The organism is Streptomyces sp. NBC_01012 (assembly GCF_045162755.1).
Taxonomy (GTDB): Bacteria; Actinomycetota; Actinomycetes; order Streptomycetales; family Streptomycetaceae; genus Streptomyces.
Genome location: NZ_CP108688.1, coordinates 1,705,522 through 1,719,282, shown reverse-complemented (window position 1 = coordinate 1,719,282; position 13,761 = coordinate 1,705,522). Strand labels below are relative to the sequence as shown.

Annotated in this window: 11 protein-coding genes; 1 reads left to right on the top strand and 10 read right to left on the bottom strand. The window is 67.3% G+C overall.

What is annotated here, in order from left to right; translation table 11 throughout:
- Window positions 1-12: 12 nt before the first annotated feature.
- The 7 genes from OG623_RS07440 to OG623_RS07410 form a co-directional block, all read right to left on the bottom strand.
- Entirely contained in the window at window positions 13-783 is a 771-nt protein-coding gene (locus tag OG623_RS07440; RefSeq protein ID WP_406145394.1) for a hypothetical protein, read from the bottom strand.
- A gap of 274 nt (window positions 784-1,057) precedes the next feature.
- A complete protein-coding gene (locus OG623_RS07435) occupies window positions 1,058-1,858 on the bottom strand; it encodes a GNAT family N-acetyltransferase (RefSeq protein ID WP_406145392.1) in 801 nt (266 codons plus the stop codon).
- 116 nt (window positions 1,859-1,974) lie between these two features.
- The gene (pabB, locus tag OG623_RS07430; protein WP_406145391.1) at window positions 1,975-4,101 is read right to left on the bottom strand and encodes an aminodeoxychorismate synthase component I; all 2,127 of its coding nucleotides are present in this window, start codon (window positions 4,099-4,101) and stop codon (window positions 1,975-1,977) included.
- A 26-nt stretch (window positions 4,102-4,127) separates the two neighbouring features.
- Window positions 4,128-5,150, bottom strand: a complete 1,023-nt coding sequence (locus OG623_RS07425) for a diiron oxygenase (RefSeq protein ID WP_406145389.1) — start codon at window positions 5,148-5,150, stop codon at window positions 4,128-4,130.
- A gap of 117 nt (window positions 5,151-5,267) precedes the next feature.
- Window positions 5,268-6,104 (bottom strand): arylamine N-acetyltransferase, encoded by an 837-nt coding sequence (locus OG623_RS07420; protein WP_406145387.1) that lies wholly within the window; start codon window positions 6,102-6,104, stop codon window positions 5,268-5,270.
- Window positions 6,105-6,118: 14 nt separating this feature from the next.
- Window positions 6,119-7,015: a UbiA family prenyltransferase gene (locus OG623_RS07415; RefSeq protein ID WP_406145386.1), complete on the bottom strand. Its 897-nt coding sequence runs from the start codon at window positions 7,013-7,015 to the stop codon at window positions 6,119-6,121.
- A 10-nt stretch (window positions 7,016-7,025) separates the two neighbouring features.
- On the bottom strand, window positions 7,026-8,051 hold the full coding sequence (locus OG623_RS07410) for a cytochrome P450 (RefSeq protein ID WP_406145384.1): 1,026 nt from the start codon (window positions 8,049-8,051) through the stop codon (window positions 7,026-7,028).
- 664 nt (window positions 8,052-8,715) lie between these two features.
- Between OG623_RS07410 and OG623_RS07405 the strand changes: the two genes are divergently transcribed.
- Entirely contained in the window at window positions 8,716-9,960 is a 1,245-nt protein-coding gene (locus OG623_RS07405; RefSeq protein ID WP_406145383.1) for a cytochrome P450, read from the top strand.
- 215 nt (window positions 9,961-10,175) lie between these two features.
- Here OG623_RS07405 and OG623_RS07400 read toward each other — a convergent pair whose 3' ends face one another.
- The 3 genes from OG623_RS07400 to OG623_RS07390 all read right to left on the bottom strand — a co-directional run bounded on the left by OG623_RS07400 (window position 10,176) and on the right by OG623_RS07390 (window position 12,769).
- Window positions 10,176-11,006: a methyltransferase domain-containing protein gene (locus OG623_RS07400; protein WP_406145381.1), complete on the bottom strand. Its 831-nt coding sequence runs from the start codon at window positions 11,004-11,006 to the stop codon at window positions 10,176-10,178.
- A 207-nt stretch (window positions 11,007-11,213) separates the two neighbouring features.
- Window positions 11,214-12,125: an SAM-dependent methyltransferase gene (locus OG623_RS07395; RefSeq protein WP_406145379.1), complete on the bottom strand. Its 912-nt coding sequence runs from the start codon at window positions 12,123-12,125 to the stop codon at window positions 11,214-11,216.
- A 359-nt stretch (window positions 12,126-12,484) separates the two neighbouring features.
- The gene (locus OG623_RS07390) at window positions 12,485-12,769 is read right to left on the bottom strand and encodes a LuxR C-terminal-related transcriptional regulator (RefSeq protein ID WP_406145378.1); all 285 of its coding nucleotides are present in this window, start codon (window positions 12,767-12,769) and stop codon (window positions 12,485-12,487) included.
- Window positions 12,770-13,761: the final 992 nt, after the last annotated feature.

Genomic DNA, 13,761 nt, shown 5'->3' with positions numbered 1-13,761 from the left:
GGTGGCGACGGCTCAGTTGTGGTTCTCGTCGATGGTGACGGCGATGCCATGCTCGACCTTGACGACGACGTCGACACTGTTCTCGGCGGCGGCCTCGAGCTCGTCCTCGGTGCACTGCTTGATCTGTTCACGATCGCCGCAGATCAAGCCGGCTCCGTTGATGACGGTCTCGGTGGAGGTGACGAACGCCCGCTCGCCCTCGTCATTGACGACGGAGTACTTTCCCGGGGCCAGATTCGCGAGCTTGCCACTCCACAGGCCGGACGTCTTGTCGGCACCATCGCCGCCGGAGTGGTCCTCGACGACGCTGACGGCGACGCCGTCCTTGAGCTCGACCGTGGCGGAGACTCCGTCCTTGGCCGCGGCCTCGAGTTCGTCCTCGCTGCACGGCGTGGCGGCCTGGCCGGCCGCGTCCCCGCAGATCGTTCCGGCACCCTGGATGTCGGTGTCCGTGGAGGTGAAGAACTGCTGCTCGGTGTCCTTGAGATCGGAGACGGTGTACTTACCGGGGGCGAGATACGAAACCGTGCCGAACCAGGTACCGGTCACCTTCTTGCCACCGGACTTGCTCCCAGCCGTGCTGTCGGTCTGTACCTCGCTGCCGCCGGAGCCCTTGTCGTCACTGCCGGACGTCCCCTTCGCCCCCGAGTCCGAAGCCGAGGAGTTGGAGGTGCTGCTCGCCTTCCCGTCGCCGGAGTCACCGTCCTGACAGGACGTCAGGAGCGCGGTTGTCGCCATCAGAGCGGCGGCGGTGAGGACGGTCTTGCGGTGGCTGCGAAGCATGTGGGGTCTCCCCGTGAGCGTTGCTGATGTGCGGCCGGTCGGCTGAACGCGCGACTCGGCTGTGCGGTCGGTTGATCAACACCCTGCCTTCCGCGGTGATCGCGAGGAAAGGCCAGTTACAAGGTGATGACACCCCTGACGAGTTCGCGGGACAGCGGGCACCAAAAGGGCACAACCTTCTCCATGGGGGCACACCCCCACCGGGCCCAGGGCACTCACGCGCCGGCAGGACCGCAGGTCATCGACCCGTACCGGCCTCCCCTCCGGCGAAAGCTCAGCCCCGCAGCCCGTAGAAGCGGATCGGGGAGTTCGGCCGGAAGCCGATACGCGGATACACGGGTGCCCCGGCCTCCGTCGCGTGCAGAGTGGCACGGGTCAGCCCTGTCGCACGCGCGCCCTCGTGAAGGGCCTTCCTCGTAACGGCTTCGCCGTAGCCCCGGCGCTGCCACGCGTGGTCCGTGGCAACGAACGCGACGAAGAGGCGGCCCTCGGCTGCCACCGCTGCGGCGCACGCCACCGGGACACCGTCGCGCAGGCCGAGATAGGCGTGCATGTCCTGCTTCCAGAGTGTGGAGCCGACGAGCCCGTCGCGGCCGTCGTCCAGGTCGAAGCCGTAGGCGCGTGAGTTGAGGTCCGCGTAGGCGGTCAGCTGGTCGTCGGAGCGGACACGCGCGAACGTCAGGTCGGGGTGGACCGGATCGGGAACCGGAAGCAGGTCGCCTGCCATGCCGGTTCCTGGGAAGGCGAGTTGGAGGCCCGCCCGGTCGGCGGCGTCGTCCAGCGCCGCCCGTGCCCCGTCGTCCAGCAGGTCTTCGAAGAGCCAGAGGAAGCCGGGTTGCCGCTTGGCGCGCATGATGTCCGCGGCCTGGGCCAGACGCCGTTCCGCGAGTGGCGCGTCGGCCTTCACGTCGGTCAGCGTGACGCAGTTCCAGAAAGCGAAACGGCAGTCCACCCAGCGGACGGCGATGCCCGGAAGGTCACGTACGTCTGCCCCCGGGTCGCGGTCGAGTACCAGTGCCCGCCAGACCGTGGCGAGCTGCTCCATCGATTCCGTCGAGTCCGCGAGATCCTTCATCGAAACTCCTCACACAGGCGCCTGCGCAGAATGGTGTCGAGGGGTCAACGAGTCGGAGTGGCATGAGGATTCGGCGCCGAAGCGTCCTACTCCGGGTCGGGGCGCCGCCGTACGTGTCATCGCCGGCCGGCCTTCTCCTGCGTGCACGTCTCCTTCGGCAGTGCGCGCAGGGTGGTCCGGGCCTTCAGGAGCATTTCCTCGTACTCGGCCTCCGGGTCGGAGTCGAGGACGATGGCGCCCCCTGCGCCGATGGTCAGTTCGCCGTCGTGGCGGACGGCGGTACGGATGGTGATGCTCAGGTCCGCCGTGCCCGTGTAGCCGACGAAGCCGATGGCACCGGAGTAGACACCTCGGGCCTCGCCCTCCAGGCCGTCGATGATCTCCATGGTGCGCAGTTTCGGCGCCCCCGTCATGGACCCGCCGGGGAAGCAGGCCCGGACCGCGTCCACGGCCGAACTGCCCTTGCGCAGGGTGCCGGTGACGGTGGAGACGAGTTGGTGCACGGTGGCGTAGGACTCCACCGCCATGAGCGAGGGGACGGTGACGGTGCCGATCTCGCAGATCTGCCCGAGATCGTTGCGGAGCAGGTCCACGATCATCAGGTTCTCGGCCCGCGTCTTGGGGTCCGTGCGCAGCGCGCGACGCGTGGCCTCGTCGGTGTCCGGGTCCGGGTGCCTGGGCGCGGTCCCCTTGATCGGCTTGGCCTCCACCGTACGGGCGGCGTCCACCTTGAGGAACCGCTCGGGTGAGGAGCTGAACACCGCGAGGCCGCCGAGGCGCAGGAGCGCCGCGTAGGGGGCGGGGTTGAGCCGCCGCAGGCGCCGGTAGTAGGCGAGGTCGTCGGCCGGCGCGGGCAGGCGCAGGTTGGTGGTGAGGCAGATCTCGTAGCTCACGCCCTCGCGCAGCCTGCGGTCGCACTCCTGGATGTCCGCGAGGTACTGCGCGCGTGGGCGGGCCAGCCATGCCGAGGCGTCGTGCTGCTCGGGGGACGGCGGGGGCGAGGTGTCTGTGTGCGCGGCGGGGAGTTCGGCCAGGGCCGGGACGACCGTTCCGATCCACTTCTGGGCGGCGTCGGTGTCCTGCTGCTCGCAGACGGCGACGACGTACGTGCGGTTCTCGGCATGGTCCACGGCGACGAAGCGGTCCGCCTGGAGCCACACCGCGTCCGGGGTCCTCGACCGGTGGGCGCGCCGTCCGCCGAGGTCGGCCTTCAGCTCGTAGCCGAAGTAGCCGACGTAACCGCCGGTGAAGTCGAAGGGCAGCTCCCCGGCCCCCTCGACCACACGGCCGGTGCGGCGGTCGAGTGCGTCGAAGATGCTGCCGTCCTCCCGGCGAGAGGCGCCGTCGGGGTGGTCCACGTCGGTGTGGTCGTCCTCGACGCGGTAGCTCAGCATCTCCGCGTCCGGCTCCTCGGCGGCGCCGAAGAACGAGAAGCGGGCCAGACCGGGTTCCACGTGCGAGCTGTCGAGCCAGAAGGCGCGGGTGCTCGTCCCGTACAGCGACAGGTACGCGGCCTCCGCGTCCACGGCCCGGTCCAGGACGTCGTACTCGGCGCGCAGCCGCGGCAGGGGTGACGTATCCGATGCCACGTCAGACGTCGTGTCCGGTACGGAGAGAGGTACGGCCCCGGACCTGCCCTCGTACGGACCCGTGTCCCCGTCGCGCCCTGCCAGCGCCAGGTCCCGGAAGTTGGCCACCAGGCGGGCGCCGTGCTCCGTGCAGATCGACTCCGGGTGGAACTGCACGCCCCACCAGGGCCGTTCGCGGTGGGCCAGGCCCATGAGCACGCCGTCCTCGGCGCGCGCGGTGACCTCCAGGTGCGCGGGCACGGGTTCGGCGACGCTCAGCGAGTGGTAGCGCACGGCGGTGAAGTCCTGCGGGACGCCGGCGAAGAGGCCCGTGCCGCTGTGCCGGATCGTGGACAGATGGCCGTGCCTGGGCTCCGGCGCCGGTGTGACGGGCGCGCCTGCCAGCAGACCCACGCCCTGGTGTCCCAGGCACACCCCCAGGACCGGCAGCCCCGAGTTCTCCAGGACCTCGCGGGAACGGCCGAAGTCGCGGGGGACGGCCGGGTGGCCGGGGCCGGGGGAGATGACCGCCGCGTCGAAGTCCTGCGGGTCGAACCGGTCCCGGTCATCGGCGTCGTTGCGTACGACGACGGGGGCGACGCCGTACACCTTCGCCAGCAACTGGTACAGGTTGTACGTGTAGGAGTCGTAGTTGTCGATGAGCAGGACGCGCATGGTCAGCACCTTGGGTGGGGTGGCGGTCAGGGGGTTCGGGTCGACACCGTTGACCAGTCGAAGGGGAGGGTGTCCAGGACGTCCAGCTCTTGGCAGAGCTGCCGCAACCCGCTGAAGTCCTGGAGGAGCCGTTTGCCGCCGGAGGCACTGCTGACGTCCCGGAGCATCTCCTCGCCCCCCTCCACACCGAGCAGGTCCAGGATCCTCGCCCAGGTGGTGAAGTCGTGTGCGGCGAAGGCCTCCATCCCGTCGGCCAGCGCGGCGAGGAAGTAGTCGCGCCGGCCGGGGGAGAAGTGCCTCCACGCCTCCTGGGCGAGGGTGTCCGCGATCGAGGCGTGGCAGTACTCGTCGCGGTTGTGCAGGACGGCCGTCATACGGTTCACGGGCTGGATCTCGTGGTTCGCGGCGACGAGGTCCAGGTGGGCGTTGACCGAGATCTCCGCGACCGTGGTGAAGGCGAGCGACACCAGGGCCCGCTCCTCGTCGGTCCCGGCCGTGGCGATCCGGTGTGCCTGCCTGCGTGCCTTGTAGGCGAGAGGCAGCGCCGTCTCCGGCATCCGCCAGCCGCGTTTGCGGCGCGTCACGGCACTCGCGTTCAGGTGCATCAGTGTGTGGTACTGCTCGTCGACCATGGCCTGGGTGACCGCGAGCGTCATGGACTCGCTGTCGATGCCCGTGTCGAAGACGTCCCGCGCGACCAGGGCGAAGCCCGGGTTCACCACATGCTGCTCGATGTCCATGATGTTCTTGTTGAACGAGATCCAGCCCCACGCGAGAATCTGGGCCCGCATCCCGTCGTCCAGCGCGAGGTAGGTGGGGTGCTCGCGGAACGGCAGCAGGGCCTCGGGGAAGTCCGGCCGGTCCAGCTCGAAGACGTCGTCCAGGTTCGGTTCCTCCTGCTTGACCGTGGCGCGCCGGTGCCAGTTGCCCGCGAGCCTGCTGAGGACGGCGTTCTCCACGGCGTCGTGCGGGTCGTGTTCCGGGAGCGAGCGCAGCCGTCGCGCGACGGTGGACGCGCCGGAATCCGCCTCATCGGGTATGTCGTTCATGGTGACCTCGGTCCAGGTCAGAGCAGGCTCGGGCAGGAGTGGTTGAGGAGCTCGAAGTCCGTGGGACAGCGGTCGTACGGCAGCGCGGTGTGCCGGCCGGTGTGTCCTCCGGTGTGCCTACGCATCACGGTCGTCCAGGAATTTCCGGAGCGTCTGGACATCGGACGGTTCCAGGGTGATCCCGAAGATCTCCTCGGGAGCGGAAAGCAGCTCGTCCTTGTCGAGTTCCCGGAAGGTCGCCGGCGCCGAGGGGCGTATCTCCGTGAGTGTGCTGCCGGCGAGCAGATGCCTCACCCCGGGCTGTGTGCGCTGGAGAACCATTTGGTGGTTGAACGGTGAGCGCGGATGTGTGAGACAGAAGTGGTTGAGGATCTCGAAGTCCGAGGGATGGCGCACGTCCGTGGTGAAGCCGTAGAGCTCCGCCGGTCCGTCCGGCCGCAGGAACCGCAGCACGTGCTCACCGGACGGCTCCCGTACGAGATCGAACGACCCGTTGCCGTCCAGCCGCGCGTTCTCCGCGAGCCGGATCGGTTCGTGCGGTCCGTAGGCACCGAAACTCACGTCGTGGATCCAGCGTTCACCGTCGAGCTCGACACACAGGGCCACGTGCAGGGCGGGCCCGAACTTGTTCCCGGTGCGGATCCGCGTCCGGCCGGCGAATGCCGTGAACGTGAACCCGATGCGGTCGAGCACGGCCGCCATCAGCACGACCTGCTCCAGACACCAGCCACCGCGGCCCTGTCGCACGATCTTGTCCTGGACGCTGTCCAGGTCGAGCGGTACCGAGGTGCGGCCGAACAGCGCGTCGAGGTTGTCGAAGGCGATCGCGTCGACGTGGGCGGTGTGCAGGCCCCGCAGTGTGGGGAGGTCGCACGCCACGTCGCCCCGGTAGCCCACGCGGGCCAGATAGGCGTCCAGGTCGACGCCGGGGCCCTGCCACATCGAATCGGTCATGCGTAGCTCACCCTTCATGTGAACTGCCCGGCGACCATGGCCGCGAGAATGAGCCAGCCGAAGCTGGTGTTGGAGACGAAGGCGTCCCAGCACGATTTCGGGTCGTCCAGGTCCACACGGACGATCAGCGAAAACAGAAAGACTGCCGCGAGCGCGACGATCAGATAGAACGCCCACCCCATCGACGTCCGGGAGCCGGCCAGCAGCACGCCGCCGACACTGATCGCGGCGAAGAGCGTCAGCCACGCCTTGGTGGCCCCGCCGAACAGCAGAGCGGAGGACTTGACACCGATCTGGCGGTCGTACTCCTTGTCCTGATGGGAGTAGATCGCATCGTGAATCATGGTCCAGAAGGCTCCACCGGCGTACAGGCCGTACACCGCGAGCGAGTAGTCGGCGCTTCCGGTCGCCGCCGTCCAGCCGATCAGCGCGTAGACACTCATCACCAGCGCCAGGAACGCCGAGGGCCAGAAGAAGATGCGCTTCATGTAGGGGTACGCGACGATCAGCGGGTACGAGGCCGCCGCGACCAGGGACGTCTCCACGTTCACCAGCGCCAGGACCAGGAGCGCGACCACGGCCTGTGCGGCGGCGAACAGGAGCGCGTTCCCGACGCCGACCGTCCCCGACGCGACAGGGCGCGACACGGTACGGGCGACCCTGGCGTCGACTTCCTTGTCGATCACGTCGTTGACCGCGCAGGCGGCGCCGCGCACCAGCACCGCGGCGACAGCGAGGAGCACCACCGTCAGCGGGTCAGGTCGTTGCCCGGACGCGAGGGCGACAGCCCACAGCCCCGGGAGCAGGTAAAGCACGTACCCCGTGGGCCGGTCCAGCCGCATCAACAAGAGATACGCGCGGATCGAGGTGGGGCTCTTCGCGACTACGCCACTGGATATTCCGTGCAGCATCAGGATCCAATCACCATGTCACCGGAAGTTGGATCAACCCGCCGATCAGCGTGTTGAGGCGCAGCCTCAGCTCCTCCGTACCGACAGCGAGACGCAGGGTCGGGAATCGCGCGACGAGCTGGGTGAGTACCGCCTGCAGCTGCATCCGGGCCAGCGTCGCGCCCACGCAGTGGTGCGCACCGTGCCCGAACGCGAGACTGCCCGTGGTGTCGCGAGTGACGTCGACACGGTCGGGGCAGGCGAAGGCCTTCTCGTCGTGGTTGGCCGCGATGATGTTCAACAGCACGAAGTCGCCGGTACGGATCGTGACCCCGTCGATCTCGAAGTCCGTCAGCGCGTATCGCGGCATGCCGCCGTTGTGCGGATTGGGCATCGACATCCGCAGGGTTTCCTCGACCGCGCCGGGGATGAGATCCGGGTCGCGCAGCAGTGCCTGCCACTGCTCGGGGTCGGCCAGCAACAGCGACACACAGGTGCCGATCCGGGCCACGGTGGTCTCGTAACCACCGAACAGCAACAACGCCGTCAGCCCGATGACCTCGTTGTCCTTGATCCCCTCGGTCGCGCAGATCCTGGAGATCGCGTCATCGCCCGGGTTTCGCCGTTTGTCGGCGACGAGTTGCTTGCAGTAGGCGAACAACTCACCCAGCCCCTGCTTGGACCTGACCGGGTCGCCCACGTTGGCCGCGTCCTGGGTCCAGCCGCCGAACCGGTCCTTGTCCTCCTGGGGCACGCCCAGCCACTCGCACATCACCTGGATCGGCAGCGACAGCGCCAACGCCTCGCGCAGGTCCACCGGTTGCTGTCGGCCGGCCACCTGGTCCAGGAGCTGCCCGGTCACTTCTTCGACGTAGGGCCGCAGTGCCCGCATCCGCTCGGGTGAGAAATGCGGCTCCAACAGTGCCCGCAACCGGCCGTGGTCGGTGGCGAAGTCGCCCAGCAGGCCGTCGAGAACGGCGGAACCGCTGTCCTTCGCCGCAGCCTCCGGATCCGGATTCGAACGGCCGAGCCGGTCGTCGTCGAGCAACTGCCTCACCCAGGTATGACCGGTGACCAGCCACGCCTCGTGGCCTTCGGCAGTCCGAACCCGGTGGACCGCGCCCCGGGACTGGAGCGTGCGCAGCTCTGGCGCGAGGTGCAGCACATTCGTCTGCGCGAAAGGTAATTGGGCTGGGGTACTCACTGACGGCCTCCGCCGGAATCGAGGGTTCGGACCACGGTGCCGAAGACCGTCACGACGTCAGTTCGGTGTATGCGGACGAAGCCGCTGTGCTGGATATGTTGCGCATATATCCTCGCAATGTGAGCCCGGGGAGACGCGCCGGAATTTACGTGATCGTTCTGATTGTCATCCTGGTGCGCTGGGCCGGGTGTGTCAACGATTGGGCGTGCGCACCTTCGGGTTTAGGAAAAACCCCAAAGAATTCGATGCAGGGCCGGATCGGGACTACTCTGTGGATTGGTGGCCGCTGGGCTGCGCCCAAGGTCACACGCGCGTACGACAGTTGAGCCGTCGAGCGGTGTGTGCCTTCTCCGCGCACGGCAACTCCCTCGCAGGTGCAGCGGAACAGGTACGCACGCGGGCGCGTGCGGTCGGCCATGCCGAGGTCGCTGAACAGCTCCGAGGCCGAGCGATATCACACAACATCACTGATCATTGCCGGGAATGACTCACGGAAAGCTTGAGAGGCGGAATGGCGATGTCCATTGATTCGGGGCAATTGCGTGAGGAAAGGCCGTTCGATCCGTACGGCGCGCACCGTGACGACCCGTATTCATTTCTGGCCGGCACCGGCGAGACGGAACCGATGTTCTACGCCCCACTGCTCGACGCCTGGTGCGTCACCCGGCGCGAGGACATGGTTGCCGTGCTGCGGGACGACCGGAACTTCTCGGCGCGCGACCACAATCCCCGCCCCGCGGTCGCGTTGCCCGACGACGTGAGCCACATGCTGCGCACATGGCGCGGTGCTGATGCGCTGGCCGTCGGCTCGCTCGACCCTCCCGAGCACACCAGGATCAGGGAAGTACTCAATGTCGGGTTCACGCCGGCCAGGGTGAGAGCGTTCGAACCCACGATCCGCTCGATCGCCACCGAGCTCGTCGAACGGGTCGCGGTCATGGAGGAGTTCGACTTCATCACGGACTTCGCGGTGCCGTACTCCCTGGAGGTGATCGGCCGGCGCCTCGGGATACCGGACGAGTACCTCGACCGCTGCCGCACGTGGTCCGAGCAACGCATCGAACTCATGATGGTCCGAGGCCAGGCCGATGTGGAGGGATTGCGTGAATACGCCCGCGGGCTCATGGAATTCGGAGCGTTCGCCCGGTCACTCGTGCAGGAGCGGCTCGCCTCGCCGCAGGACGACCTGATCAGCGAGCTGCTCCACGAGGGCAAGGCCGGGCGCACGCTCACCGCCGACGAGGCCTCCGTCATGATCCCCACGCTGATCTTCGCGGGACACATGACCTGTGCCGAGGCGCTCGGCACCATCCTCTTCCAGCAGTTTCAGACGCCCGGCGGCTGGGCCGAGGTGGCCGACGGGACGATCTCCACACGGGACCTCGTCGAGGAGGGGCTGCGGTTCGACAGCCCGCTCGCCGGCATGTACCGGACCGCGGTCAATGACGTCGTGGTCGGCGGCGTCCGTCTGGCAGCCGGGAGCCGACTGCTGCTGCTGTACGGAGCGGCCGGCCGGGACAGCCAGGCCTCCGCCTGTCCTGCCGCGTTCAGTCCGGGCAGCGGGTCCGCCTCGCATCTTGCGTTCGGGCACGGAATCCACTTCTGCCTCGGAGCCGGATTCGCCCGCGCGGAACTGGAGATCGCGATACAGGCCCTCGCCGGCAGGATGCCAGGTCTGACGGCGGCCCCTGGGCCGCTGCCGCGTCACCGGCCGGTGTTTCCGCTCCGGGCGCTGACCGAGTTGCGGGTGCGGCAGGAGTGACACGCGCTCCACGCAGCAGGACGGGATGAAACCAGCGAGGCCCCCGAGCTGTTGATGGAGATGCCGGACATCTCGATCAACAGCTCGGGGGCCTCGACGGTCGTGGTGGTGGTGGTTTACGGACCGTCGAACGCCATAGGACGCACGGGGCCCGGGGGGCGGCGCTCGCGCTCGGGCCAGGGAGGCGCCCAGGCGGGTACCGGGGGCAGGCGGGGTCAGGCGCGGACGGCGGTCACGAAGAGGTAGCCGCTCTCCGGGACGGATCCGAACTTACGCATGAACTCAAGCAGCGAGGCGGCCTGTTGCTCGCCGACCAGTTCGGCCAGGTCGTCGCGGACGGTCTCCACGGCGTCGGCCATGAGCCCAAGAGTGCGGATGACGTTGTCCGTGATGTCGGTGATCTCCACGTCGACGAAACCGTTCTCGGCCAGCGCCGTCCGGTATTCGTCCACAGTGCCCAAGGAGCGCACTCCGTAGTGCTCGACGACGTGGTCCAGGACCACGCGTCCCTCAGGGCTGATCGGGTCCCGCTGGATGACGTCCGCGACGGCGAAGCGGCCGCCGGGGCGCAGGACACGGGCGGCCTCGGAGATCACCTGGCCGCGGTCGGGCATGTGCCACATCGACTCGAACGCCCAGGCCGCGTCGAACGATCCGTCCGGGAAGGGCATGTCCATCGCGTCCCCGAACTGGAACGTGGCCCGGTCGGCGAGCCCGGCCTCAGCCGCGAGTTTCGTGGCGTCCGCCACCTGGATCCGGCTGACGGTGATGCCCACCACGTCCACGTCGGAGGTGCGGATGAGCCGCTGCGCCGGGTATCCGATGCCACAGCCGATGTCCAGGACCCGCTGGCCGGGCTGCGCGGCGAGACCCGAGATCATCAGATCGGTCAGACGGTCCGTGGCCTTCTCCACGGAGCTGTCGTCCGCGTCGTTCTCCCAGTAGCCGTAGTGGATATTGGGGCCCCACGCGGAACCGTAGATCCGGCCGAACCCGTCGTACACGTTGAGGACATCGCTGTGGGCGGGAGACTGGTCGAGCGTCATGAAGAACTCCGTATCCGTGTGAAGGTCGCAGGAGACGGCGGGAAGCCGGCGGCGGTTCAGCTCCACCGGCCGGCGGTGAGCCCGCGCAGGATCGTGCCGGTACGCCACCGCGCCCCTGCCCGCCGTCTCCAGAGGCTCTCGTCGTGCGTGGTGACTCACAGCCCCGGCTTACGTGCCGGCTTTCGGCGTGGTTACTCGTTCCGTTGCTTACTTGAGCTCGAAGCGCAGGAAACCCAGTCGCACGCCCCCGGCCTGCCATTCGGTGCCGAGTGCCTGGTTCGCCAGCAGAGATATCCGCAGCTGCCTGCGGTCGACCGGTGAGAGGCTGCTGTCACTTTCCAGCGCCGCCTTCGTCCAGGCGGCACTCTCCTCCCAGAACGGCGCGGTCTCCGATGTGGCGTCCACGTCATCGACCAGTTCAAAGCCCGCGGCCTCCGCGGCCTTTACGTAGTCGAGCACCGTAGCCGGTTTTGTGTAGAAGTATTCGGCCCACACATCGGCGCCGTGAGGGCGTGTGATGAACACTTCCTCGATGCACACACTCGCGCCCGGTCGAAGCACGCGCGCCAGACGCTCGAACCAGAGAGGTCGGTCGAAGTATCCGCTGCTCTCGATCGCCACTGCCGCGTCATAGGGGGCGCCGTCCAGGGGCAGCCGCTTCGCATCGCTGACCAGCGTGCGGACCCTTGCGTCCACACCGCATTCCCGCGCGAACCCTTCGACCACCGGCGCGTGTTCCGGCGCGTTGGTGACCGCCGTGACATCGGCGCCGTATTCCTGCGCCCAGAAGAGCGAGCCGCCGCCGAGACCGCAGCCGACGTCCAGGATCCTGCCTGAGAGCCGCTGCTCAGCGCCCCAGATCTTGGCCGCGTACCGCAGCAGGCCCTCTTGATGAAGCCGTATGCTGGCGCGAATGTCATCCGGCGTCACATCATCGGCACGCAGCGGTGCTTCGGAGGACGGGTAGTGACCTACGTGGTAGTGAATCCTGGGGCCGGGCCCGTATTTGCGAATGAGCCGGGCTGTTTTGTCGTCGTAGTACTGGCCAACTATTTTCACCTCATCCTGAGGGTCCAGCGCTGTTTGAGGTGAACTTGTAAGCTCATCCAGATTCGACACGGGTCACTCCTCCAGGGCTGGGATTCCGACGACGTCGGTGAACGGCCTGTTTGGATGTCACGCTGCGCTCGCCAGGAGTTCCTCGTCAGGAGTTCTGTGAAGGTGCCTGTTCCGGAATCCTGAGTGATACCGAAATCGAGGAGCAGCTATCGGTTTCCATCCTGGAGGGCACCCCTGGTCGTGTCAACGACGTGCTGTGCGCATATCGCGGGTTTAGGAGAAACCCTAAAGAAGGCTGCGCAGGACCGGGTTCGAGACTATTCTGCGGATTGGTCGGTACCCGCTGGGCGGTACCCAAATCGGTCCGGTGCGCAGATCCGCGCTCTTGTCGAGCGAGCCAAGACCATGGAGGCCAAGCGCTAATCCGCAGCTTCCCAGGCGATGCGGGGAGGCCAGGCATCTGTCCGTAGAATCTGGAGGACGAACGCCCTCGAAACCAATGCGACACGATTCGGTGCCTGAAGCTTGTCGGACATGACGTGGATGTGGTAATCGATGGTCTTCGAGCTCAGGTACAGCTCTCTCGAGAGGCGGCCGCTGGTGAAGCCGGCCGCAACACCTTCCAGGATTCTGACCTGGATCGAGCTGGGAAGCCAGTCACCGACCGGCTGGGACACTTCGCAGCCATTCTGATCAATATCCATGGCACGCATCCATTCGTTACGCCCGGCTGTGCTGTGTCCTTCGAAATGACCTGGTGTGCGCCGGGCCGCGGCCCTGGCGCATGACTGAATTATTTCGGATTTCCCGGTGTGGAATCGTCCACGACGACCCACCCCAGGGCGGTCGGTCCCTGGGCCGGGCTTCCGGTGTGATTCGCCGGACAACCGCACGTCCGTGTCCGGAATTCCATCGCATGGGGGAGGCGGGGGAGCAATTCCATCGCACGGGGGTGGGGTAGAAGGCGAAGAGGTGCCATGACACGTGTACGGCGGTATCTGGGCGCCCGGCATCATCGCAGGTCGTCCGGGGTTCCTTTCCGGAATTCGACTAGCTGCCGGAATCAGCCCTACCGGATGTGAGTCTCTGTGAGCTGTCCCAGTCATGTCAACGACATGCGGTCAGCCTGGCGGAATCTATGTCCAGCAATCGGGCGTGCGGTCGGGGGGTGCGAATCACCGTGAATTCCTGCCCGATGATCATGATTTAGTCTAGCTTGGGTGTTTTAGGTGGGATATCATTTCCATCCGGGATTCGCTGGTATGTATCCACGGGGCGGTGTGGGTAGGCGGTCCGCGCGGTGTCAGGCTTGTGTTGGAGCAGCCGGCTCCTTCCGTCGCCATGTCGTGTACGTATGGAGTTGCGGGACGTTCAAGCGGAAAGCAGGCTGACAGGAGGTCCGTTCGGGCACCCCTGTGCCCGAACAGGGGGGTCTCTCCCCCAGGGGTGGCTGGAATTGTGTGTCCGGTCCTGCTCACCCGCGTGGGCCCGTTGCCGGATGCCTCGCCACCGGTCAGCTCACGCCGTCCGCGCCCCACCGGCCGCCGTGCGCCGAGGAACTCATGGCCCATGGGGTGAGATGTGTCGGTGGGTCCCAGCGACGTGTGGGGCCACAGATCGCTGTCGCACACGCAGGAGCGCCGGTCGCTGATCCGGAACTTCGTCCCGACGAAGAGCTCCTTGCCGGGCACGGCCG

Excerpts from the sequence above, each read along its gene's own strand:
- OG623_RS07440 (WP_406145394.1), bottom strand. The coding sequence starts at position 783 with ATGCTTCGCAGCCACCGCAAGACCGTCCTCACCGCCGCCGCTCTGATG.
- OG623_RS07435 (WP_406145392.1), bottom strand. The coding sequence starts at position 1,858 with ATGAAGGATCTCGCGGACTCGACGGAATCGATGGAGCAGCTCGCCACG.
- pabB (WP_406145391.1), bottom strand. The coding sequence starts at position 4,101 with ATGCGCGTCCTGCTCATCGACAACTACGACTCCTACACGTACAACCTG.
- OG623_RS07425 (WP_406145389.1), bottom strand. The coding sequence starts at position 5,150 with ATGAACGACATACCCGATGAGGCGGATTCCGGCGCGTCCACCGTCGCG.
- OG623_RS07420 (WP_406145387.1), bottom strand. The coding sequence starts at position 6,104 with ATGACCGATTCGATGTGGCAGGGCCCCGGCGTCGACCTGGACGCCTAT.
- OG623_RS07415 (WP_406145386.1), bottom strand. The coding sequence starts at position 7,015 with ATGCTGCACGGAATATCCAGTGGCGTAGTCGCGAAGAGCCCCACCTCG.
- OG623_RS07405 (WP_406145383.1), top strand. The coding sequence starts at position 8,716 with ATGTCCATTGATTCGGGGCAATTGCGTGAGGAAAGGCCGTTCGATCCG.
- OG623_RS07400 (WP_406145381.1), bottom strand. The coding sequence starts at position 11,006 with ATGACGCTCGACCAGTCTCCCGCCCACAGCGATGTCCTCAACGTGTAC.
- OG623_RS07390 (WP_406145378.1), bottom strand. The coding sequence starts at position 12,769 with ATGGATATTGATCAGAATGGCTGCGAAGTGTCCCAGCCGGTCGGTGAC.